General features: G+C 56.9%; 22 protein-coding genes. All 22 read right to left on the bottom strand.

From position 1 onward, the window contains the following. Positions 1 to 993: an elongator complex protein 3 gene (locus DWV16_RS02145; protein ID WP_118477689.1), complete on the bottom strand. Its 993-nt coding sequence runs from the start codon at positions 991 to 993 to the stop codon at positions 1 to 3. Continuing rightward, positions 990 to 1,679, bottom strand: a complete 690-nt coding sequence (gene rnc, locus DWV16_RS02140) for a ribonuclease III (RefSeq protein WP_066459658.1) — start codon at positions 1,677 to 1,679, stop codon at positions 990 to 992. The genes DWV16_RS02145 and rnc overlap by 4 nt, the downstream gene beginning before the upstream one ends. Before the next feature lie 12 nt (positions 1,680 to 1,691). Further along, a complete protein-coding gene (gene plsX / locus DWV16_RS02135; protein ID WP_066459659.1) occupies positions 1,692 to 2,708 on the bottom strand; it encodes a phosphate acyltransferase PlsX in 1,017 nt (338 codons plus the stop codon). A gap of 14 nt (positions 2,709 to 2,722) precedes the next feature. Further along, positions 2,723 to 4,027 carry a methylenetetrahydrofolate--tRNA-(uracil(54)-C(5))-methyltransferase (FADH(2)-oxidizing) TrmFO gene (trmFO, locus tag DWV16_RS02130; RefSeq protein WP_118477688.1) on the bottom strand — a complete coding sequence of 435 codons (1,305 nt, stop codon included), beginning with the start codon at positions 4,025 to 4,027 and terminating at the stop codon, positions 2,723 to 2,725. After that, positions 4,024 to 6,159, bottom strand: a complete 2,136-nt coding sequence (gene topA / locus DWV16_RS02125; protein ID WP_066459662.1) for a type I DNA topoisomerase — start codon at positions 6,157 to 6,159, stop codon at positions 4,024 to 4,026. The genes trmFO and topA overlap by 4 nt, the downstream gene beginning before the upstream one ends. 63 nt (positions 6,160 to 6,222) lie before the next feature. Next, entirely contained in the window at positions 6,223 to 7,482 is a 1,260-nt protein-coding gene (gene dprA / locus DWV16_RS02120) for a DNA-processing protein DprA (RefSeq protein ID WP_066459664.1), read from the bottom strand. 48 nt (positions 7,483 to 7,530) lie between these two features. Beyond that, a complete protein-coding gene (locus DWV16_RS02115) occupies positions 7,531 to 8,331 on the bottom strand; it encodes an RNA methyltransferase (protein ID WP_066459666.1) in 801 nt (266 codons plus the stop codon). Between the two features lie 84 nt (positions 8,332 to 8,415). Continuing rightward, on the bottom strand, positions 8,416 to 8,769 hold the full coding sequence (gene rplT / locus DWV16_RS02110) for a 50S ribosomal protein L20 (protein WP_066459668.1): 354 nt from the start codon (positions 8,767 to 8,769) through the stop codon (positions 8,416 to 8,418). Positions 8,770 to 8,796: 27 nt separating this feature from the next. After that, the gene (rpmI, locus tag DWV16_RS02105) at positions 8,797 to 8,994 is read right to left on the bottom strand and encodes a 50S ribosomal protein L35 (RefSeq protein WP_066459672.1); all 198 of its coding nucleotides are present in this window, start codon (positions 8,992 to 8,994) and stop codon (positions 8,797 to 8,799) included. Next, positions 8,987 to 9,541: a translation initiation factor IF-3 gene (infC, locus tag DWV16_RS02100; protein WP_066460495.1), complete on the bottom strand. Its 555-nt coding sequence runs from the start codon at positions 9,539 to 9,541 to the stop codon at positions 8,987 to 8,989. Before infC ends, rpmI begins: the two co-directional genes overlap by 8 nt. A gap of 161 nt (positions 9,542 to 9,702) precedes the next feature. After that, a complete protein-coding gene (addA, locus tag DWV16_RS02095; RefSeq protein ID WP_118477687.1) occupies positions 9,703 to 13,269 on the bottom strand; it encodes a helicase-exonuclease AddAB subunit AddA in 3,567 nt (1,188 codons plus the stop codon). Further along, on the bottom strand, positions 13,262 to 16,603 hold the full coding sequence (locus tag DWV16_RS02090) for a PD-(D/E)XK nuclease family protein (protein WP_118477686.1): 3,342 nt from the start codon (positions 16,601 to 16,603) through the stop codon (positions 13,262 to 13,264). The genes addA and DWV16_RS02090 overlap by 8 nt, the downstream gene beginning before the upstream one ends. Before the next feature lie 93 nt (positions 16,604 to 16,696). Continuing rightward, positions 16,697 to 17,227 carry a 2-oxoacid:acceptor oxidoreductase family protein gene (locus tag DWV16_RS02085; RefSeq protein ID WP_066459678.1) on the bottom strand — a complete coding sequence of 177 codons (531 nt, stop codon included), beginning with the start codon at positions 17,225 to 17,227 and terminating at the stop codon, positions 16,697 to 16,699. Next, positions 17,224 to 17,979, bottom strand: a complete 756-nt coding sequence (locus DWV16_RS02080) for a thiamine pyrophosphate-dependent enzyme (protein ID WP_066459680.1) — start codon at positions 17,977 to 17,979, stop codon at positions 17,224 to 17,226. The genes DWV16_RS02085 and DWV16_RS02080 overlap by 4 nt, the downstream gene beginning before the upstream one ends. Further along, positions 17,979 to 19,025, bottom strand: a complete 1,047-nt coding sequence (locus tag DWV16_RS02075) for a 3-methyl-2-oxobutanoate dehydrogenase subunit VorB (RefSeq protein WP_243007258.1) — start codon at positions 19,023 to 19,025, stop codon at positions 17,979 to 17,981. The genes DWV16_RS02080 and DWV16_RS02075 overlap by 1 nt, the downstream gene beginning before the upstream one ends. Before the next feature lie 51 nt (positions 19,026 to 19,076). Beyond that, positions 19,077 to 19,283 carry a ferredoxin family protein gene (locus DWV16_RS02070; RefSeq protein ID WP_066459687.1) on the bottom strand — a complete coding sequence of 69 codons (207 nt, stop codon included), beginning with the start codon at positions 19,281 to 19,283 and terminating at the stop codon, positions 19,077 to 19,079. Positions 19,284 to 19,323: 40 nt separating this feature from the next. Next, on the bottom strand, positions 19,324 to 20,004 hold the full coding sequence (locus DWV16_RS02065; protein ID WP_243007257.1) for a cobalamin biosynthesis protein CobQ: 681 nt from the start codon (positions 20,002 to 20,004) through the stop codon (positions 19,324 to 19,326). A gap of 234 nt (positions 20,005 to 20,238) precedes the next feature. Beyond that, a complete protein-coding gene (locus DWV16_RS02060) occupies positions 20,239 to 20,439 on the bottom strand; it encodes an LPXTG cell wall anchor domain-containing protein (protein ID WP_118477684.1) in 201 nt (66 codons plus the stop codon). A gap of 35 nt (positions 20,440 to 20,474) precedes the next feature. Beyond that, positions 20,475 to 21,206, bottom strand: a complete 732-nt coding sequence (locus tag DWV16_RS02055) for a gamma-glutamyl-gamma-aminobutyrate hydrolase family protein (RefSeq protein ID WP_066459691.1) — start codon at positions 21,204 to 21,206, stop codon at positions 20,475 to 20,477. 4 nt (positions 21,207 to 21,210) lie between these two features. Beyond that, positions 21,211 to 22,119 carry a DMT family transporter gene (locus DWV16_RS02050; RefSeq protein ID WP_118477683.1) on the bottom strand — a complete coding sequence of 303 codons (909 nt, stop codon included), beginning with the start codon at positions 22,117 to 22,119 and terminating at the stop codon, positions 21,211 to 21,213. Between the two features lie 83 nt (positions 22,120 to 22,202). Next, positions 22,203 to 22,835: a lactate utilization protein gene (locus DWV16_RS02045; RefSeq protein ID WP_066459695.1), complete on the bottom strand. Its 633-nt coding sequence runs from the start codon at positions 22,833 to 22,835 to the stop codon at positions 22,203 to 22,205. A gap of 55 nt (positions 22,836 to 22,890) precedes the next feature. Next, positions 22,891 to 23,556, bottom strand: a complete 666-nt coding sequence (locus DWV16_RS02040; RefSeq protein WP_066459697.1) for an HAD hydrolase-like protein — start codon at positions 23,554 to 23,556, stop codon at positions 22,891 to 22,893. Positions 23,557 to 23,734: the final 178 nt, after the last annotated feature.

The following is a 23,734-nucleotide window of genomic DNA, read 5'->3' as shown; positions in this document are numbered from 1 at the left end:
TCACACATCCTCTATCTCTAACGTTAAACCTGTCATTGCCGCGTCTTGTCTTAGTCTTATATTATACCCCAATTCCCGCAGTTGCACAATGCCGCACGCGCCATGTCCCATAATTTTTGAAACGTTCCGCGGCGCGGTACGCAAAATGAAATTTCCCGGCGCTTTTCCCTCAAGCAGACCTCTGATCCGATTCTGGAGAAGCCTTCCCTCACAAAGTTCGCGGAAGGCCGGATGATACGGCCCGGCGAGCAGCCCCGCTTCAAGCGTACCTTCCGCATGCAGGCCCATGCGGATCACACGGATTCCCCGTTCCGTAAAATATTCCAGCAGACGCGCTCCGAGCACAACCGCTCCTTCAAACGTCTGCGGGCGATAATATCCGTTCCGGTAAAGACGCGCGAGCCGCGTCCCCTCCATCACAAGCGTCGGATATACCCGCACCGTCTGCGGACCAAGCGCCGCGAGCCGCTGCGCCGTCGTGAGATCGCTCTCATCGTCCGCACCCCAAAGGCCGGTCATCATCTGCAGCCCAAGCGCAAATCCGCCTTCCAAAATAAGCCGCGCGGCATGTTCCACATCCCACGCGGTGTGCCCGCGCCCGTTTTCACGCAGTACCTTGTCGTCCATACTCTGCGCGCCAAGCTCAATGGCGGTCACGCCATAGGACTTCAAAACCACGAGGGTTTCCGGATCGATGCAGTCCGGCCGGGTCGAAATACGGATTCCCCGGAACATCCCGTTATGTACAAACGGAGCCGCCGCTTCGAGCAGTTCCGTCCTGTATTCCCGGTCGATCGCAGTGAAGCTCCCGCCGAAAAAAGCGATCTCGCCTTCGCGGTTCTGCATCCGCGCCGCCTGGGCTTCACAAAGCGCGATTACATCGCCGCCGGATGGACAATCCGCAGCGCCGGAGATGCTTTTCTGGTTGCAGAAGCTGCACCGGTGCGGACAGCCCGCATGCGGCACAAAAATTGAAAGGTTCGCATGCTTCATTGGCCCATCAGTTTGAGCGCTTCCTTCGCAGCCGCCTGTTCAGCGCTCTTTTTACTGCCGCCGGAGCCTTTGCCGATCACGTTGCTGTTGAGGTGCACTTCGACCACAAACTTCTTGTTGTGATCCGGGCCGGACTCCTCCACCAGCATATAGGAAAGCTTTTCTTCCGGATTCTTCTGGATGATCTCCTGCAGCATCGTCTTGTAGTCGTTGAAGGCGAACTGATTTTTGTTCTCAAGCAAATCGACCACAAACCCAAGCACGAACTTGCGGGCGGGCTCGATTCCTCCATCGAGGTAAACCGCGGCAAGCAACGCCTCAAACGCGTCGGCCAGAATCGATGGCCGGGTGCGTCCGCCCATCATCTCCTCGCCGCGGCCGAGTTTGAGGTAATCTCCAAGCTGGATCTCCTCCGCGAATTCGCAGAGGGATTTTTCGCAGACCATCGCCGCGCGCAGTTTGGTGAGATCGCCTTCCGCAAGATGGAAGGTATTGAAAAGGTATTCTGACACGATGATTGAAAGCACCGCATCCCCCAAAAACTCCTGCCGCTCATTGCTCGAAAGGTTCTTCTTGACCTCGTTCGCGTAGGAGGAATGGGTCAGCGCGATGTCCAAATATTTTTTCGCCTGGAAGGTGTAGCCGATCCGCTCCTCGAGCGCGGCAATCTTCAAGTTGTTTTCCATCTGTATCCCCTCTCACTGCCCATCCCGCGGCATCCGGTTTTTCAGCTCGGCCAGTGAATGCTCGATCTGCGTAACCACGCCGCGTTCGGTGTAGTTCATCGCCTGGTGGATCGCGTTTTTGAACGCGCGCGCATCCGAACTGCCGTGCGCCTTGATCACCGGCTTTGTGATACCCATGAGCGGCGCGCCGCCGTATTCTTTGTAATCCATTTTGTTTTTGAAGCCGTTTACACCGTCCTTCACAAGCAGATATCCCATCTTGGTCTTTCCGCTGGCCATGAAGATCCCCTTGAGTTCGTTCGAGAACCACTTCGCAAGCCCTTCTGTCAGTTTCAGGATGACATTTCCGGTGAAGCCGTCGCAGATTGCCACGTCGCAGCAGCCCTGCGGCAGGTAACGCGGTTCAACGTTGCCGATGAAGTTAATCGGCGCATGCTGGAGCTGCTCATTCGCCTCCTTCTGCAGGTCAAGGCCTTTGGAATCCTCCGAACCGATGTTCACGGTGCCGACCCTTGGGTGTTTCACCCCGATGATGTTTTCCATGTAGATGCTGCCCATGATGCCGAACTGGGTGAGCATTTCCGGGCGGCATTCTTTGTTTGCGCCAATGTCGATCAGCATGTAACAGCCGTTTGCGTTTGGGATGACTGTCGCGAGCGCCGCGCGTTTGATCCCTTTGATCCGCTTGACAAGCACCGAGGCGCCCACGACAACCGCACCGGTGCTTCCGGCACTCACAAATGCGTCTCCTTCTCCGCTCGCAAGCATCTTGAGCCCGACCGCCATCGTGCAGTCGTCGTAAGACTTGACCACCTCGGCCGGGTCCACCTCGACCGGGATGACCTTCTCGACGTTCGTGATCGAAATCCGGTCAAGCGAAATGCCGTTCTTAGCCGCTTCGTCCCGGATCACCCGCTCATTGCCGACAGCAAGGATATCCACGCCGTATTCCTGCACCGCCATGGCGCAGCCTTTGAGAATTTCGATCGGCGCATGGTCGCCTCCAAACACATCCACAATAATCCGCATGTCATTTTCCTCCCTTATTCCGATTCCAATACCGTTTTCAGATGTAAAAGCCCCCGTTCAGCCACGGTCAGGTACCGCTGCTGCTTGTCCTTGATGCGTGTTTCCGCGGGCGGCAGGATTCCCATATTGCAGCCCATCGGCTGGAAATCCACGACGCTTTCGTCGCTGATGTAGTGCGAAAGCGCACCGCACATGCAGTCGCGCGGCAAAATAAGCTCTGGTTTCCCCAGAAGTATCCTGGCAAGGTGCTTCCCTGCAAGTATGCCCGACATTGCGGACTCAATATACCCTTCCACGCCGGTTATCTGCCCGGCAAAATAGATTTTCCCATTTTTCCGCAGCCGGAACGTCCTGTCGAGCAGACGCGGCGAATCGATGAAGGTGTTGCGGTGCATCACCCCATACCGCACAAATTCAGCGTTCTCAAGCCCCGGGATCATCGAAAAGACCCGCTTCTGCTCCCCAAATTTGAGATTTGTCTGGAAGCCTACCAGATTGTAGAGCGTCCCGTCACGGTTTTCCCGCCGCAGCTGCACCACCGCCCATGGACGGTGGCCGGTGCGCGGGTCGCGCAGCCCCACCGGCTTGAGCGGGCCGTAACGGATGGTGTCCGCGCCGCGCTTCGCCATGATTTCGATCGGCATGCAGCCTTCATAGACATGTTTTTCCGGCCGGTCAAAGGCATGCAGCTCGGCGCTTTCAGCCGTACGCAGCGCCTCATAAAAAGTTTCATATTCCTCTTTGCTGAACGGACAATTGATATAGTCGTCGTCCCCGCGCTCATAGCGCGCGGCAAAAAACGCCTTCTCCATATCGACCGACTGAAAGGTCACAATCGGAGCGGCGGCATCGAAGAAGCTGAGCGAACCGCCGCAGAGTGCCTCAATCTGTTTTGCGAGCGTGTCGGAGGTAAGCGGGCCGGTCGCGACAATTGTATAACCGTCGTCCGGGATTTCGGTCACTTCCCCATGCACGACCTCAATCTTTTCGTGCGCCAGGATTTTTTCGGTCACCAAGGCCGAAAACGCATCCCTGTCAACGGCAAGCGCGCCGCCCGCCGCCACGCTTGTTTTCAGAGCGCAGTCGACGACCAGCGAGCCTAATAAACGCATTTCCTCTTTCAGCATCCCGGCGGCAGAACCGATCCGCTGCGCCTTGAGTGAGTTCGAGCAGACCAGTTCAGCGAAGCTGGGATTATGGTGCGCCGGGGAATATTTCTGCGGCTTCATCTCATAAAGCCGCACCTCGATGCCTTCATTTGCGAGCGCCCACGCCGCTTCACATCCCGCGAGCCCCGCGCCGACCACCCGGACGGTCATTCTTCCGCGTCCTTTGCGGTTTTTTCTTCACCTTCACCTTTGCCCTTGACAGGCCGCGCATAATCGCAGTCTTCCTTCAGGCAGTGGATCATTGCGCCGCGTCCGGTTTTTTGGAACAGGGTCGCGCCGCATTTCGGGCATTTCTCCTCGAGCGGCTTATCCCAGGTCATGAACTGACATTGGGGATTGTGTTCACAGCCGTAATAGCCCTTGCCGTTTTTGGATTTCTTCGCAAGCACCTTTCCGCCACAGACCGGGCAGAGCCCCCCGGTTTCCTTGACAATTTTCTTGGTGTTGCGGCATTCCGGGAAGCCCGGACATGCCAAAAATTTTCCAAAGCGGCCGATCTTAATGACCATTTTGCGGCCGCAAAGCTCACAAACCACGTCGGTTTCCTCATCCGGCACCTTGACGCGGGTTCCATCCATATTCTTTTCAGCCGTTTCCAGCGTTTCAATAAAAGGTCCGTAAAACTTGGAAAGCATCCCGACATAGTCGGCCTTGCCTTCCTCCACCTCGTCAAGCTCCTTCTCCATATTTGCGGTGAAGGTCACGTCGACGATATTGGAAAACTGCTCCTCCATCAACTTGGTCGTCACCTCGCCCAGTGCGGTCGGCTTAAGCGCTTTTCCTTCCCGTTCAACATAGTTGCGCGCCAGGATGGTTGTGATGGTCGGGGCATAGGTACTCGGACGGCCGATCCCATTTTCCTCAAGCGCCTTGATAAGCGACGCCTCGGTGTAGCGGGCGGGAGGCTGGGTGAAGTGCTGATTCGGGGAGAGCTCCTTGAGATTCAGAATATCCCCAACCGCGAGCGGCGGGAGCGCCGCGGAGCCTTCCTCATCGTCGTCCTTGCTGTCCTCGTAAAGGACGGTAAAGCCGTCGAATTTCACAGTGAAGCCGGAAGCCTTGAAGAGGTATTCGCCCGCGCTAATGTCGACCGCTACCGTGTCAAGCAGGGAATTTGCCATCTGACTTGCGATGAAGCGCTCCCAGATGAGCTTGTAGAGCTTATACTGCTCGGCGGTCAGGCTCTTTTTGATGCTGTCCGGGGTGATCGCGGGATCGGACGGGCGGATCGCCTCATGCGCGTCCTGGGCGTTCTTTTTGGTCTTGAATACGCGGCGGGTACCCGGCAGGTATTCCTTGCCGTATTTGCCGACGATATAGTTTTCAGCGGCCTCGGCGGCCTCGTTCGAGATGCGCAGGCTGTCGGTACGCATGTAGGTAATGAGGCCAACCGGGCCGAGATCTTCAATTTCAACGCCTTCGTAAAGTTCCTGCGCGATCTTCATCGTGCGGCGGGACTGGTAACCAAGGCGGCGGGAAGCCTCCTGCTGAAGGGTCGAAGTGATAAACGGCGGCGACGGGGATTTCTTGCGCACACCTTTTTTGACGCCGGCGACAGTATATTCCGCGCCTTCGAGCGCCGCTACGATTTTCCTCGCGGCTTCTTCATCAGGGATGGCGGTCAGATCGAGTTTTTTGCCCCCGATTGAGTAGAGCTTCGATGGAAACGGCTTCTTTGCATAACCCTTCGCGGCAAGCTTCGCGTCGATACTCCAGTATTCCTGCTGTTTGAAAGCGCGGATCTCCTCTTCTCGGTCGACGATAATGCGTACCGCCACCGACTGAACGCGTCCAGCCGAAAGCCCCTTTCGCACTTTGCGCCAAAGGAACGGGCTGAGCTTATAGCCAACGATCCGGTCCAGGATACGGCGGGCCTGCTGCGCATCGACCAGTTTTTCATCGATCTCGCGCGGATGATCCATGCCGTATCTCACGCCGGTTTTGGTGATCTCGTTAAAGGTCACGCGGTTCGGCTCGTGCAGATCCACACCGAGCATCTGCGCCAGGTGCCAGGAAATCGCCTCCCCTTCGCGGTCAGGGTCGGTCGCGAGGTAGATGGTTTCGCTCTTTTTAGCTTTCTTTTTGAGATCCTTGATGAGGTCCTCCTTGCCTTTGATATCGACATAGATCGGCGAGAACTCATGCTCGACATCCACGCCGAGCTTGCTTTTGGGCAGGTCGCGCACATGTCCCATTGAGGCAACGACATCGAAATCCTTGCCCAGATATTTTTTGATTGTCTTGGCCTTTGCAGGCGACTCGACAATTACGAGGTTTGACAAACAAAACCATTCCTTTCTGGAGAATCATTCTCTTTATCCGCATGCGTTAATTCGCAGTTGCTTTCAATCTGATTCCGGCTCCCGGATCACATACCGTTTGCCGGGCAGGACTTTTACAAGATCCTGCAGTTCAAGCTCGGTGAGCGCCACCATGCACTCCATCGCGGAAAATCCCGTCCGGCCGACGATCCAGTCGCCATCCGCCGGCTCCCGCCCAAGCAGCTCATAGATCCGCTGCGCCGGCATGGACACCGCACGCGCGTCGAGCTCCGCTTTTACAATCCGTTTTACCGGCGCGGCAGCTTCCTGCGCCACCATCAGGAATTCCTCCCGGCCGCTCCCGGCCGGACGCGCAATTTTGCGTGGAAAATTTACCTGCTGGGTCTGCATCGGCGCTGAAACAGCGCGCAGCCGCCGCACAATCGATTTGGGGTCCATCTTCTCAGGGAATTTGTTTATATATTCCTCTAAAATGCTGTAAACATTCACGACAATCTTCGCGCCATCCTTGATCAGCCGGTTACAGCCGGTCATCTTCGCATCGAAGATCCCGCCCGGCACGGCGAACACGTCCCGGTTCTGCCGCAGCGCATGATTCGCGGTGATGAGCGCTCCGCTCTGTTCGGGTGCCTGCACAACCACCACACCGGATGCGATCCCGGAGAGCAGGCGGTTGCGGATGTGGAAATTATATCTGCGCGGCGCTTCCCCAAACGGGAATTCGGAGATCAATACCCCGCCATTCTCTAGGATGCTTCGTTTCAGTCCGTGGCTCGCCTGCGGATAATCGATATCCATCCCGCAGGCAAGCAGCCCGATCGTCCTGCCCTGTGCGCGAAGCGCCCCTTCATGGCATGCACAGTCGATTCCGACCGCCAGACCGCTTGCGATCGTGCATCCGGCGACCGCAAGGTCGTAGGAAAGCTTTGCGGCACAGGTTTCGCCGTATTGGTCGCTTTCCCGTGTACCGACCATCGTAATGACAAGTTCCCCGTCGATTCCCGAAAGGTCGCCGCGTACATATAATACACACGGCATGCAGTCGATATTTGTCAGATTGGAGGGATAGTCCGGATGATCCGGTGTAATGACGGCACACTGGTGCTTTTTCGCCCGCAGCAGGTTCTCTTTCGCATGCTCCAGCGTAGTCGCTTTGATCTTTTCGATCTCCTTTGGCGCGAAAATTCCAGTCGCGGAAAGCTCGCGCGCGCTCATGCGGTATAGGGCTTCGGGCGAACCGATTTCGCGGATCACACGATCCGCTTTGACATTGCCGATCCCCAGCGCTTCCTGCAGCCAGATCCAGTAAATGCGGTCAGCCATGCTCGGCCCCTCCTGTCATATCTTTTCCCTGTTGTCCTGATCGCTAGATCAAAGCCGGTCCCGGGTCATCTCCCAGACCAGAATTCCCGCGGCCATTGCCGCATTGAGCGATTCGCTGTCCGGCCGCATCGGAATGATCACCGCCCCGTCGCACTGATCGATCATCTCTTTGGCCAGTCCATTGCCCTCATTTCCGATGACGACGGCACAGCCGCCGGCTAGCTTTGCCTTTGAAACCGGCGCCGCCCCTTCACACAGCGCGGCGGCCCAAACCGGCACCTTCTCCTGCCGCAGCGCCGCGATAATACCGTCAAGATCGCCGCACACCGCAGACGGTACCTTGAACACGCCGCCCATCGACGCGCGCAGCACCTTGAGGCTGTACAGATCCGGGCAGTCGTCCGAAAGAAATACCCCGTCCACCCCAAAGGCGGCGGCGGTACGCAGGATCGTGCCGAGGTTTCCGGGATCCTGCAGGGATGAAAGCAGGAGAAATTTACCGTTACTGCCTATTTTAACAGGTTGCGTTTGGTTGTCAAGCATCGAAAATACGCCGAATACCCCCTGCGGGCTCGGTGACTGAGCCAGCTTCGCAGCCACCGAAGATGAAATTCCAACCAGCTCCAGGCCTTTTTCCGCAAGCTTCGTCAACACATCATATCGCTTGAACGCCTCTTCGGTGACATACGCCGCCCGCGGCGTACAGCCCGCATTGAACGCCTCCGCTGTGAGCTTGACCCCTTCGGTGACGAAACGCCCGGTTTCCCGGCGCGCCTTGCGCGAACCGGCCAGCCGCACATATTCCTTGACCGCGGGATTCTCCCGCGAAGTGATTTCCCGCAGCACCATGTGGCAAAATCCTCCTTTTATCAGAAAGGGATAAAATTACAAATACGCCCGCAGTCAATGACGCGGGCGTATACTGCAAGATTATTAAAGGGCTGCTTTCGCCTTTTCGCACAGGGCAGTGAACGCGGCCGCATCGTTGATGGCGATCTCGGAGAGCATCTTTCTGTTGAGATCGACACCGGCCTTGTTAAGGCCGTTCATCAGCGTGCTGTAGTTCATGCCGTTGATGCGAGCGGCGGCGGAAATGCGGGTGATCCACAGGCGGCGGAAATCACGCTTTTTCTGTTTTCTGCCGATGAAAGCGTAGTTTCCGGATTTCATGACCTGCTGTTTGGCCATTTTAAAGAGCTTGCTCTTAGCGCCAAAATAACCTTTGGCAAGCTTCAGAGTCTTTTTTCTTCTTTTGCGCGTCATCATTGCGCCCTTAACACGAGCCATATCTATTTACCTCCGTTATTTTTCCGATTATTTGTAAGGAATGAGCAGTTTAATGGTCGGAGCATTGGTCTTGTCCGCGTAGGTGCCCTGGCGCAGACGGCGGCCTCTCTTGGTGTCCTTCTTGGTCAGGATATGGGACTTGTAAGCACGGGCGCGCTTTACTTTACCATTTTTGGTGAGTCCGAAGCGCTTTTTTGCGCCGGTATGAGTCTTCAGCTTAGGCATTTTTGTTTCCTCCCTTAATATTGGTGGCCGGCTTTGGCGAAATAAACATAACCATGCTGCGGCCTTCCATCTTGGGCTGTTTTTCCACGTTGCCCACGGCAGCCACGGCGTCGGTAAACCGCTGCATAATGTTCGTGCCCAGCTCGGGATGCGCCATCTCACGGCCTCTGAAACGCAAAGCAGCTTTCACCTTGTCCCCGCCCTCAAGGAACTTGATGGCACGGTTGACTTTTGTGTTAAAATCGTTGGTATCGATGTTCAACGAGAGCCTGATCTCCTTGATTTCAATGACCTTCTGATTTTTTCTTGCTTCTTTTTCGCGTTTGGCCTGCTCGAATTTATACTTGCCGTAGTCCATGATCTTGCAGACCGGCGGGGCCGCCTGAGGAGCAATTTTCACCAGGTCAAGGTTCTTTTCAATCGCCATGTTCTGCGCCACCGCTAGGGAAACGATTCCCAGCTGCTCGCCCTCCGTGCCGACCAGACGAACTTCTTTGTCCCTAATCTCCTCATTGATGAGCAAATCCTTAGTGCTAATGCGAAACACCTCCAAAGCCTTTCTTACAAAATAAAACTGAGCGCAGGCAAAATCCACCCACGCTCATTGTCACACAATTACCCTCATCGGGAAAACCGTATTGACCAGCCGGCACATCACCGGCGAGGTGAGAACAGAATCTGCTCTGCTTTGTTTACTAAAGGATTGTATCATAGAATTTCTTCGCTGTCAACACCCTGTTTTTTGAAATCGAGCCGGATCTCCCGTCCGAGCGCGAACGAATAGAGCACGCATTCCTTCACTGGCATGCCCAGGCTTTCCCCGAGCACCCTGCGGTAAAGGTCCAGCTGCCCATAATACCGGTCGATGAGTTCCTGTGGCTCCTTCACATAATCGCTCTTATAGTCGACGATCACCGCCTGCCCGCCCTCAATAAAAACACAGTCGGCCACGCCCTGGATGGCGGTCCTGCTGTCACCGTCGAAAAGGCCGGTGTAGTCCCCAAGTGTCTCCTCGCCGACTTCCGCCAGAAAGCGCAGCTCACGGTAGACCTTCTCCGCCGTGAAAATCCGCCCGGCCAGCGTCCCGGAAAAGAACCGGTTCAGCTTGCCCGCATCGACCGCATCGGCTTCCTGCCGGGTGAGATATCCATTCTCCACCATCCGTTCAATCTCCGCAGGCGCGTCCTTCGCAGCTGCGGCGTAATCGGCGAACTGCATAAACTTATGCAGCGCATTTCCCATCTGCGCGCCGGTAAGTCCCGACGCCGACAAAAAGGCCGGGCGCCGGGCGAAGCGGTAAGCTTTGGCCATTTCGCCTTTGGAAATCTGTGAAACCGCCATCTTGGTCGGGATTCTCGTCTGCGCCTCAAACGGATACCGGTACGCAATCCGCTCCTTCAGCAGGGTAAGCAGCCGCGGGTCAGGGGCGGCCTGCCCCGCCTCATCCGCTTTTGCTTCCTGATCCGGGTCGTCCAGCACCGGCACGATCCGCAGGTTCAGCTGGCTTTCATCCGGCGCTGTCTGCACGTCCACGCCGATTTCAGCAAGCGCGGGCAAAAGGTCCTGATGGTGTACCGCCGCCATCAGGAGCCAGTCGAGATAGCTCGACGCGGCCCGCACCTGATAAGGCGAAAGCCTGCCGTCCGCTTCGAGCGGCGCGCAGTACCCCGCAAGCTTTTCCTCTGCCTTCGTAACCGTCCCGGTGATGTACAGCCGTTCCTTCGCCCGGGTGAGCGCCACATAGAGCACCCGAAGCTCCTCCGAAAGGGATGAACGTTCAATCTCAAGCCGCAGCGCCTGCATCGGTACCGTGGTAAACTGCTTCATCAGCTCGAAGTCACGGCGTACACAGGCAAAACCCAGCCGCGAATGCAGCAGGGTATTCCCATAGAGATCCTCCTTATTAAAACGTTTTGCACTGTCGCAGAGGAATACCACCGGAAATTCCAGCCCTTTCGAACGATGGATGCTCATAATCCGCACCACATCCGCCTGCTCGGAAAGGCTCGCGGCCGGAGCAAGGTCGCTTTTCCGCTCGAGCAGCTGGTCAAGGAACCGCACAAAGCCCGGAAGGCCCTTATAGCCGCTCGCGTGGTAATCGCAGGCGTACTGCACAAGCAGCAGCAGGTTCGCGCGGCGGGTTTCGCCCAAACGCATCACCTGTACCTTGCCAAGGTAATCGGTCAGCTCATAAATCTTGCGGATCACCTGGTCGGCGGTCGCGCCAGCGGCAAATTGCCGCAGGCGGGCAAGCGTTTCAAGAAACGCCACGCAGTGCAGGTCTCCTTCGCCGGCGCGCGCGGCAAGCGCCGGATAGAGCGGCCCGCGCCTTTTCGCAAGGCGCAGAGCGGCCATTTCGTCCGCTGTAAAACCGAACAGCGCCGACATCATTACAGCGGCCAGGTCAATATCCAAAAGCGGATTGTCAATCACCCGCAAAAGCGAAATCACCGGTGCAATTTCCTTTGTGGTCAGGTAACCGCTCTTTGGTTCCGACCAGACCGGAACACCAAGCTTCGTAAGCGCGTCAAAATAGGACTGCGCCTTGCCGGACGGCGAACGCATCAGGATACAGATGTCTCCGGGCCGGACTTTCCGCAGCCCGCCGCCGTCCGAGACAAGCGTCCCGGCCTCCAAAAGCCCTGCGATCCGTTCGGCCACGTAGCCCGCCTCTACCGCCGATTTATCGCGCTCCCCAGCATATTCGCCGACATCGAGCAGCTCGAGTGACACGCCTTCCTGGACGCCCGGCGGAAATACCGCACCCGGGACAAGCGCTTCTTCATCAGTATAATCAAGTTCACCGATTTTTTCGCTCATCAGCAGCCGGAAAAAGAAGTTGATCCCGCCAATGACCTCCGGCGCGCTGCGGAAATTCTTTCCAAGGGTGATCCGTGCCGGGAAATGCGCGCCGTCAAAAGGCGCATAGCGCTTTTTCTTTTCAAGAAACAGCTCCGGCATCGCCTGCCGGAAACGGTAAATGCTCTGCTTGACGTCGCCCACCATGAAAAGGTTCGTTTCATCACGTGAGACGGCACGGAAAATGATTTCCTGCGCCTCGTTGGTATCCTGAAACTCATCGACCAGCACCTCGTCATAAAGCGCCGAAATGTTCTCAGCGAGCGGTGTTTTGGCGTATCCCGCTCCGACCGTGCGCACGAGCAAAGCGATCGCGTACTGTTCCATATCTGAAAAGTCCATCAGGTTGCGCTGGAGCTTTTGCCGTGTGAAATCGTCGTCAAACTCCTTCACGAGATCGAACAGCATTTCCACCATCGGCTTTAGAAATGCGATGTCCTCCGCGAACTCAGCGGCGGTTGCGCAGAACTGCCCCTTCGAAAGCCCGTCGACGATTCCCTTCACCGCCCTGCGCAGGCCTTGGACACTCCCCTTCTGCGGGCTGTCCCCTTTGAGCGGCCGCAGCTTATCAAAGGTAAAGGCGGCGAGTTTTTCGCAGACGCCGTCCCAGTCCCGCCTTGCCGCGATGGCGGCGGCCTGTTCCAGCTGAAGCAGATCGTGGGAAAATGCATCCAGATAGGCAGCGGCCATCGCTTCGTCTGTGGTGATGATGCCAAGCGCCTGCCGGGTCAGCTGTATCGCGTAATCGAACGCCTCCGCCGTGTAGGAAAGGATCGCCTGACCCCAGATTGAATCAGCCACCCGAACCGACGGGCTGTAATAGCCGAGCTTCTCGTCAAGCCAGCTGCGGTAAAACGGATGCGCCCGCACAAAGTCGTAGAGTGAAAATAAAGTCGAGAAGAGCCTGCTGTCGTCGCGTCCGCTGCTCAACAGCTCGACCAGCTCGGCAAACGCCGCTCCGCGTTCGCTGTGGAACCGTTCGACCGTGCCGCTTGCGCAATCGCGCCGCAGGATTTCAAGCTCCTTTTCGTCCGCTACCCGCAAATTGGGCGAGATACCGAGCAGCTGGAAGTTTTCGCGGATGAGGCTGATACAGAAGGAATGGACCGTCCCAATCTGCGCGCGTCCCAAAAGCAGCTGCTGCCGCAGCAGCTGTTCGTCGTCCGGATGAACGGCAAGCATGTCCGAAACGCGCGCCATGATCCGCTGTTTCATCTCGAGCGCGGCGGCATTCGAAAAGGTCATGACCAGCAGGCGGTCGGCATCGACGGGATGATCTTCGTCGAGCAGCAGCCCCACAACCCGTTCCACCAGCACAGCGGTCTTGCCGCTGCCGGCGGCCGCCGATACCAATACTGTCCCGCCGCGCGCCGAAATTGCATTCTGCTGTTCGGGCGTCCAGCGTTTTTCAGCCATCGGAGTCCTCCTTCCCCATCAGTTCATAGATGCGCTCCTTGTCAATCTCGCAGAGCTTTCGTACCGGGTCCCCCTCCTCATGCCCGCAGACCGCATGATAATCGCACCAGAGGCAGGGCGAATAATCCGACAGTCCGTCGGCTGGTTTGGCGCCGATCCTCCCGCCGTACAGGTCGCTGGAGATTTCAGTGAGCAGCTTTTCAACCTGCCTGCGGATCTGTGCCATCTGCGTGAGGTTCGCAAGTGAGCTGTGTACATCGAAGCTGCCGTCTTTCTTGGCCTTTGCTGGGATGAACACCCCGGCAAGGTCCGGCTCCATCGCGGAGAGGACCTCCCTGTCCTCAATCAGGATGCCGTTCATCTTGAGCCGCTTGAGCTGCTCGGCGCGTATTTCCTCGTCGGAAGCATGCCGCCCGGCCGAAATCACGCTGTCCCGCGCGGGCATGTAGAGCACACCCGCGGGGACCGGTTCCGTCCCGTCCGGCGAAGGATTCTCACAGATTGAAAAAAGGTAGATCAGCATCTGCAGGTTGAGTCCGTAATAGACGTCGGACAGATTGAAGGTCTTGCGGCCGGACTTGTAGTCCACCACCCGCACATATCGTTTCTGCCCGCGCCGCAGAACGTCCACGCGGTCGACGATCCCTTCGACGATCACCTTGGTGCCATCCGCCGCGATCAGGTCGAGCGGCTTTATCTGCGCATCCAGGTTGATCGGCAGCTCGAACGCTTCCGGCTCAAATTCGCTCTGCGAAAACTCCAGCCCCAGCCGCCGGAGCAGCCGGACAAGCGTGTTCACCAGCCGCCGGAAGAGATATTTGAAGCGCGCGGGCATCTCTTCGAGATTTTGGATCTTCGCGCCGAGGTCCGCTTCAATGAGTTCGGAAACCTCCGCACGCAGCTGCGCGTCCGGAAGGACGAAAAGTCCCCTGCCGCCATGTTTTTTCACCATCTTTTCGAGCACCAAGTGGATGAGCGAGCCCGATTCGATCGGATTAAATTCCGCTTTGCGGCGGGTGTTGAGCCGCAGCCCCACCTGGCAGAAATACGAAAACGGGCAGCTGTAGTACCGCTCGACCTTGGACGGCGAAATGCGCATTTCACGTCCAAAGAGCCTCCGCGCCGCCGCGCGGTCGTACAGGGCGAACTCCCGCGCGCCGCTGCAGCTTTCGAGCTGCGCCATCCGCCGCGGTGCGTTCTCCGCAAAATACGCCTTCAGCGTCGCCTCCCGGACGGAATCCCCCCGCCAGCACCGGGTCATCGCGTCAAACGCGGTTTTTTCGTTTACGGCGCGCCCAAGCGCGTCGTAAAAAGAAGGCGCGCCGAAGATTTTGTCCCCCAGGATTCCGCGCAGCTGTGCGAGCGCGCCGGACGGCGCGAGCGCGCCCCCCGCGGTGTCCCGCATCGGCCAGGTCATATAAAGGCGTTCAGACGCCTGGGTCAAGGCGAAATAGACGAAGTAACGCTCAAAGAGGGCGTACTGCTCCGGCGTACGCAGAAGATCCACGCCGCGCTCTTTGAGAAGGTTGCGCTCCGCCGGGGAAAAGATGCCCCCAGGCGCGTCCCACAGCGGGAACACGCCCTCGTTGAGCCCAATTATAAAGGCCGCGCGCGGACCATTCGGCCGGATGCGGTCCGCTGTGCCGACAATCACCTGATCAAGCGTCTGCGGCAGCGAGCCAATGTCCGAAGCGGCGAGGCTCATGCGCAAAAGATCGATATAACGCGAAAGCTTGAAGCTTGTCCCGCCCAACGCGCCTCCGAACACATCCAGAATCCCGACCAACAGATCCCAGACCTGCGCGCCGGTTTCCAAAAAGCGCTTCTGCTCCTCCAGATCCATCTCCTGTGCGCTCTCCTGGAGGTGCTCCGCCGCTTTGCAGTCGGCAAGATATTGGAATACCGCGCCCGCAAATCCACGTCCATCACAATTTTCCAGCCGGTTCATCAATTTGCGCAGCGGTCCCGCCAATTTTTCACGCGCCGCGTTGATCCGGGAAAGCGCGGCAGTCTGTTCCTCTGTAAAGCCTTCCACCATGCCGTCCGGATTATTGACAAAATCCGCAACCCAGGTAAATCCGCTGATTCCCCAGGTGAAGCAGTAATTTTCCAAAAGTCCCGCGTCCACCTGATCCACTCCGGTGATGCAGTTTTTTGCAAGTGAAAGCACCGCGTCGGTGGAGAAGTTCCCGCGCACCGCTTCGAGCGCGCCAAGCACGCCGCTCACCAGGGGATACACCTGGATATCCTCCCGCTGGTCGGCAAAAAACGGGATATCATACCGCGAAAAGACCGTTTCAAGCGGTACAAGATACCGCTCAAGGCTCCTTCCAATCACCACAATATCCCGGTAACGGTATCCTTTTTCCCGCACAAGCAGAGCGATCTGCGCTGCAATATACTCCAACTCATCGTAAAGGTCCTCGCATGATATGGCAAAAACATCCCGCGTATCCGCAGATATCTCCGGCCGCAGTTTCGGATATTCCCTCGCCACGGCAGCCAACGCGGGGTTTTGAAACCGGTGCGGCTCCCGCATCACGACCGGCGGACTAACCCGGGCGCCGCACCGTTTGGCCATTTCGGTCAAACGGTGCGCGGTACGCGCGGGCGCACTGAGTGCGCCCGTGGCGCCCGGCGCCTGCGGCCCCTCGCAGGTGAGCGTCACGGTCACACGCGGGCAGAACTCGAGCAGCAGCGCAAGCATCCTCCATTCCGCGCCCATAAAGGCCATAAACCCATCGATAAAGACTTCGTAATCCTCCAGGAAGTCCGGATGTTCCTCCAGTTTTTTGCAGGCGCGCCGCAGGTTGTCGTCCGGGTCGGTGTAACCCTGTTCAATGAGCGCCTGATAGGTCTCAAAAATCAGCGCGATGTCTCCGAGCTTGTCCGAAAGTCCCCCGGAAGCATCCCGCGCAACCGCACGCAAAATTTCCGGTTCCACGCCGGCGGTTTTCAGTTCACTGACGGTTTCGCACATCGAAGCGACCAGCGCCGCGTCTTCCGCGTTCCTTCGGTAAACCGACAGCCCGTCCCGCAGTTCCCCCAGCGCCACGCTCATGAGCAGATATTTTGCCGTTTCATCCAGATGAACGCCCGCAAGTCCTCCAAACTCCCGGAAAATGCGGTCGCAAAGACGTGTAAAGCTAAGCACCTCCACAGACAGGGCATCCTTCGCGCCGAGTCTGCGATAGAGCATCTTTTCGCTTTCAAACGAATACTGTTCCGGCACGATCAGGATCGCTTTCCTGCCATTTTTCACAGCCTGCCCGATCCGCTCATGCAGCAGCGTCGTCTTGCCCGTCCCGGCAATTCCAAGAATCAGATCCAGCATTCGTTCACCAGCTTTCGATTTTTCAAGTACGAGATCTATTCTACCACAAACGGAAAAAAAGTGCACACCGTTTTCACAGTGCGCACCTTCTCATTATAAGCTCATGCCGAGTTTGACCGCTCTTGCATTCGGCTCCGCAAGATGCTGTTTCTTCGGCGGGACGCATTTGAGGATCGCCTGTTCCACCGTTTCCAGGGAAGCGAAACCGCTCTCCTTGAGCGCTTTACCCAGAATAATCATGTTTGCAAGTCCCTTGAGTCCCTCCGAATCGGCCAGCGAAGTGGCCGGGACATAGAAACATTTGATATCGTCACGCTCACATTTTTTATCGATGAGCGCGCTGTCAATCACAGCGATGCCGCCGGGGGCAACCTTGTCGATAAATTTATCATAGGAAGGCAGGTTCATCGCGACGAGCAGGTCCGGGGTCAGCACCAGCGGAGAACCGATCGGGTCGTCCGAAAGGCACACCGAACAGTTCGCGGTGCCGCCGCGCATCTCCGGGCCGTAAGAAGGCAGCCAGGAGACATATTTTTCCTCGATCAGGCCGGAATAAGCGATGATCTTACCGGCAAACAGGACACCCTGTCCACCGAAACCGGCCAGCAGCATATTTTGAGTCATGCTCTTACCCCCTTATCCGTCCTGTCCGCATAGACGCCCAGCGGATAGTAAGGCATCATGTTGTCACGCAGCCACTGGAGCGCTTCGCTCGGGGTGAGGCCCCAGTTGGTCGGACAGGTCGAAAGGATTTCGACAATTGAGAAACCTTTTTTCTCCACCTGGCAGGTAAACGCTTTTTTGATCGCGGCTTTCGCCTTGCGGATATTCGGGACGCTGTCCACCGCCACACGTTCGGCATATGCCACGCCGCTCAGGGTGGAGAGCATCTCACAGACACGCACCGGGAAGCCCGCCATCGACACATCACGTCCGTACGGCGTAGTCTGGGTGACCTGGCCCGGCAGGGTGGTCGGCGCCATCTGACCGCCGGTCATGCCGTAGATCGCGTTATTGACGAAGATGATGGTGATGTTCTCGCCGCGGGTTGCCGAATGGACCGTCTCCGCAGTGCCGATTGCGGCAAGGTCGCCGTCGCCCTGGTAGGTAAACACCACATTGTCCGGCAGCGAACGCTTCACACCGGTCGCAACAGCCGGGGCGCGGCCATGCGCGGCTTCGATCATGTCACAGCCAAAATAATTATATGCAAGCACCGAACAGCCAACCGGCGCGACGCCAATGGCTTTGCCCTCCACATCCAGTTCGTCCAGCACCTCGGCGACCAGTTTATGGATTACGCCGTGGGTGCAGCCGGGACAATAATGGGTCGAAACGTCCAGAAGGGCGTGCGGCCTCTCGTAAACAATTGCCATTACCGGTCACCTCCTGCCATTTTTTCAAGAACCTCAAGCACTTCTGCCGGGGTCGGGATGATGCCGCCGGTGCGTCCGAAGAACTCTACCGGGGCTTTTCCGTTCACGGCAAGGCGCACGTCGTCCACCATCTGGCCCATGCTCATTTCAACGCAGAGGAATGCCTTTGCGTGCTCCGCCGCTTTCGCGATCGGCGCGACGGGATATGGCCAAAGGGTCAGCGGGCGGATCATGCCGGCCCTGATCCCCTTTTCACGGGCGGAATTGACCGCGCTGCGCACAATACGCGCGGTCGCACCGTATGCGACGACAACGAACTGCGCGTCGTCCACAAGATATTCCTCCGCCTTCGCATGATTCGCCTTCACGATCTCGTAGCGTTTGAACCGCTCTACGATGTTGTGCTCCAGCTCATCCGGCTGCAGGTAAAGCGAATTGGTGATGTGGTGCGGGCGTTTGTGCTGATGTCCATCGGTGGCCCAGCCGCTCTTATCGATCTTCTTGATCTCCTTTTCCGGAAAAACGACCGGCTCCATCATCTGTCCGAGCATACCGTCCGCAAGGATCATCGCAGGCATCCGGTAGGTGTCGGCCAGCTCATAGGCATCGAACACCATGTCGACCATCTCCTGGATGGTGGACGGTGCAAAAACCAGCACATGCAGGTCGCCGTGGCCGGGGGCGCGTGTTGCCTGCCAGTAGTCTGCCTGGGAGGGCTGAATGCCGCCAAGGCCCGGGCCGCCGCGCTGCACGTTGATGATGAGGCAGGGCAGGTCGGAACCGGCCAGATACGAAATACCCTCGGTTTTGAGCGAGATGCCCGGCGAAGAGGACGAGGTCATCGCCCGCACGCCCGCGGACGCCGCGCCGTAGATCATATTGATTGCGGCAACTTCGGATTCCGCCTGCAGATATGTACCGCCGATTTTGGGCATGCGTTTGGCCATATACGCCGCGACTTCGGTCTGCGGCGTGATCGGATAGCCGAAGAAATGACGGCAGCCGGCCTGGATTGCGGCCTCAGCGAGCGCCTCATTTCCTTTCATAAGGACCTTCTGATTAGAAGCCATGATTTCAATACCTTCTTTCCCACACGTCTATTTCTCTACAGTAATTGCGCAGTCCGGGCACATAATCGCGCACATCGCGCATCCGATACATTTTTCCATATCGGAAACGGTCGCGGGATGATAGCCTTTTGCATTCAGGACCGCTTTGTCCAGAAAAATAATCTTCTTCGGGCAGACGTCCACACAAAGTCCGCAGCCTTTGCAGGTGTTGTTATTTACTGTCATCTTCGCCATTCTTTCTAGCACCTCCTTAATTTCGGAGTCGTCAGGAGTTTTATGCCTCCCACGGCTTTTTTACATAGATTTTAACCGGATACACCATCCCGGCGGGCATCAGGCCCTCCAGCTCCGGGGCGATCCTTTCGTCAGCGGCGGTGAAAAGTACCGGCACGCCGTACTTTTGGGCTGTACGCGCAGCAAAATCCGCCGTATCCGCCACATCCCGCGCGGTGGTCTCATCCGCTAGGTTCGAGCAGTTCACCACGCCGGTCACCGAAAGCCGCGACACCGCCTGGATATCGTCGAGCACCTCGGATGCATCTTCGGCGGTCCGGGTCAGATACCGGTAGCCGTTTACGACATAGAGCATGTCACAGCCGCCAGAAGCTTTGATTTTGCCGCTGTAGCGTCCAAGAGCGGCGGCGCCCGCATCGTCGCCGCCGACGTCGATAATGAGCTGACGCTCGGTTTCGATCGCCACGTCGAGATGCGCCGTCAGCGCGGGGATGTCAAGGTTTGATCCCGCGTAAACAGGCGCGATCATCCCTATCCCCTGTTCCTCCATGAGCCCTGCGAAATCTGCGCTGCGGAAGTAAGGGTTCACGATGTCCAGATCCACAAGCGTCACATTTTGACCCATTTTTTTATAGTCCAGCGCGAGGTTTACCGCCAGGTTGGTTTTCCCGCTGCCGTAGTGCCCCACGACAACGACAATCCGCTTCAATTGTTCCAGCAAACGGCCGCCTCCCTTCCAAAATCCTTTTCGATCACAGCCAGTGCGAACAGGCCGCTGCCCATTTTGCTTCTGGCTATTCGTTTATTATAACATCTGTCAAGGAAACGCACAACAGGTTGGGCAAAATTCCAGTTTTTCCACAAGCACGCTTTTCGTTATTGCACCGATAAAGTGCAAATCCAACAAAAAACCTCTCCCGTTACCGGCAGAGGCTCTTTTATCCTTCGGTAACGCCTAACGGCCCCTTTTTTTGGAGAGGATCACATATACGATCACCAGCACCACCGCAAGAATCAGCAGCCCGCCGATCAGCACCATTGTCGAACCGGAGCCGTCTCCTGTTTCGGGCAGCAGCGCAAAAGATGGAACCGATACCAGCACAAAGGTGGCAACCGCCAGCAGAAGCGCGGCAAAACGTTTGAAAAAAAGCTGCATCAATAGATCCCCCTGTAAAATATCAGAACATTTCTTTATATTATAGCGGTTTCCCGCGAACTGTCAACACAGGTGCGCACGAACGCACTGAAAAGCTTATACTGATTTTCATCCCCACGCAGCAGGTATTCCGGATGCCACTGTACCCCCAGCACAAACTCCCGGCCAGGCATGTAAGCGGCCTCAACGAGCCCATCTTCCGAGAGCGCCGCCGCGCTCAGCGCCGGGGCCAGCTCCTGTACCGCCTGATGGTGGATGCTGTTGACCATGATCCGATCGCGGCCATAGATTTCAAAAAGCGGTGTATCCGGCAGGATCTGCACTGCATGAGATGGTTTCTCGTAAGGTTTCTGCTGCTTATGACGGATGATCGACAGGTGCTGCTCCTCCAGATCCTGGTAGAGATTCCCGCCGAGCGCGACGTTTAAAAACTGCAGCCCACGGCAGATGCCGAGCACCGGTTTATCCGCCTCCAATACCCTCTGAAACAAAAGTGTTTCCATCCTGTCGCGGACAGCGTGGCAGTTGCCGCAGTAGGGCCGCGGCTGTTCCCCGTAAAGGATCGGGTCAATGTCATGCCCGCCGGTGAACAGAAATCCGTCGCATTCCCCCGCCAGCTGGGAAATTGTCTGCGGATCACCTTCGAGCGGCAGAATAACAGGAATCCCTCCCGCCTCCGTCACGCCGTCAAGATATTCCGGCAGCATCCAGACGCTTGCCATCGCGTCGTCATAAAGCGGCGTCACTCCAATTACAGGTTTACGCATCAGATCAACCCCCAGTTTGCACAGTATTTTTATCAAACAGTTTTGTGTTGAGCGTAATGACCGAAAAAATGATGAGCAGGTCACCCACGAGCTTCCCCCAAGTGAAGGAATCCCCCAAGATAAGCAGTCCAACCAGAGACGCGAAGACCAGTTCCATTGCCGCAATGATCGAAGCGGTTCCGGAATCGATCCGGGTGAGCCCTTTCGTAAAAAGCAAAAACGGCAGCAGCGTCACCAGCGCGCCGATTGCCAGCGCCGCGAGCAAAGTTTTTCCATGCAGCAGTGGGAAAAGTTTCGCGGGCGAACAAAGCGGCAGCGAACCGAGCGCCGCAAACAGGAACGTATAGGCAGTGATTGTGATGCTGCTGTAACCTTTCCGCACGGCGAGGCTTCCAAAGACGCTGTAAAGCCCATAACAAAAACCGGACGCCACTCCGTATAGGATTCCCGCTGGAGAGAAGGCCGCCGGGTCCGCGCTCAGTACGCCCGTCACCAAAATACAGCCGGTGATGGTGATGACCAGCGCCACCAGTTTTTTGCGGGTGATCCGGTCATGAAAGCAGATTGCGGAGATGATCATGATGAAGATCGGCGCGGTATTGAGCAACACAACCGATACCGATACGGAAACCAGATCGATCGACATAAAGTAGCAGTAGTTGAAAAGCACAAAACTGAGCATCCCGGTCCCGGCAAAGATCCAGCAGTCCTTCCAGTTGATCCGAAGCGCTCCACGGTCAAAAATCGCCAGATAGCCCGTAAGCAGTACGCCAGAAACCAGCGCGCGCACCGCAACCACCTGCATCTGGCTGAGCCCACCGGCGGCAAGCTCATTGTATAGCAGGGCGATCATTCCCCATAGAAATGCCGCCGTGACAATGTAAAGGTAGTATCGCGCTTTCAAATCATCCATCCCTTTTATTTTCTGCGTATAGAAAGAAAAGGAGCCTGTACCGGCCGTTTTCCCGGCCGGTACAGCTCCGGCATCGCCTTCGCTCAGAAGCCCAGCTCTTCGCCGACGAGGATCACCTTGATCCTCCCTTTGAACTGCTGCTGCGCAAGCACCACAAAACCGCAGCAGAGACGTTCATCGCTGCGGCAGTCCCGGCAGTTGCCCAGCACCTTACAGGGAACTTTGCGGTCAAGCCGCACGGCGTTCGCGGGCGCGGCAATGCTGCGCACGCGGTCGCGCGCGGCATCGAGATCGGTGACAATCTTATTGTAACCCGCGACAACGATCACGCTTTTCGGGCCGTAGAGCATTGCCGCTGTACGGTTTCCGACCCCGTCCACATTGTAAAGCTCCCCATTTTCGGTCACGGCGTTCGTACTGGTAAAATAGGTGTCGCACGAAAAAGCCTGGTGCATGATCTGCGCCGGGTCCGCCCCCTTTGCCTCCCGGTCGAGGAACTGATATTTTCCAGAGCGCAGAAGCGCCTTTATCCCGGACTGATCCAGCGTCGCGGAACCGCCGCAGGAAACCGTTTGGCCTTCCGGGCAGAGCTCTTCACAAAGCTTTACCGCTTCGGCACAGGTCTTTACATAGTAGGCGTCCATTTTATTGTTCTGCAGGTTCCCGATTGTCCGGTTGATCCGCTTTTCGATGATGGTATGTAAATTGGCGTCCATGTCTCTTCCCTCCGTTTGCAGTCATTTTCTTTATTTTACAATGTTTCTTTTCGTTTTACAATGTATCCGCCAACAAAATCTGTTCCAGTTCAGCGACGCTGCCTGCGGCCGGAAGGCCTGCCGGAAGCTTTTCTCCGGCAAACCGAAACCCATAGCCGTACGCCGCGCTGATGAAGTCCACACCTGCCTTGCACGCGCCGGAGGCGTCATGGCCGGTGTCCCCGATCATAACCACCTTCGCAAGGTCCGTATAACCCATCCGGTCAAGCGTGCGTGAAATAATTTCCGACTTGTCAATGTTCTCCGACCGGCTTTCCACCGTCCCACAGCAGGTTTCCAGCGCATCCAGCATGCCGTATTTCTCCAGGAGCTGGCGCGCCATCCGTTCCGGCTTCAGAGTGGAAACCGCGTTGCGGACTCCGGCTGCCTTTAATTTCAGAACCAGCTCATGAATCCCGCCATAGACCTTTGCAACAAAAATCCCACGCTCCCGGTAATCTTCCCGGAAAAAGCGGACCGCATCCGCGGCCTGCCGGTCATCCAGGCCGACACATTCCCGAAAGATCCTGGTCAGCGGCGGACCGATAAACTTGCTGAGGATTTCGCCTGACGGCGCCGGTAAGCGCATCTTGTCAAACGCGTATCGCAGCGACTGAAAAATCCCTTCGGAAGTATCCACCATCGTTCCGTCGAAATCCCAAAGCACCACTTCATACTTCATCTGGTATTCCCTCTTTTCAAATTGTGCAAAACAGATTATAACACGGCGCAGGGCCGCGCTCAACTAAAAACAGCCGCTTTGCGGCTATTTTTTGCACAAGCGGCCTCTGGCGGTGCATCAAAATAATAATCCCCCGGCATAGCCGGGGGTATTTCATATGCGGGCAAAGCCCTATGAT

Source organism: Anaerotruncus sp. AF02-27 (assembly GCF_003465835.1).
Taxonomy (GTDB): Bacteria; Bacillota; Clostridia; order Oscillospirales; family Ruminococcaceae; genus Anaerotruncus; species Anaerotruncus rubiinfantis.
The sequence above is the reverse complement of the archived record's forward strand: the minus strand, read 5'-3'. Positions and strand labels throughout refer to the sequence as shown.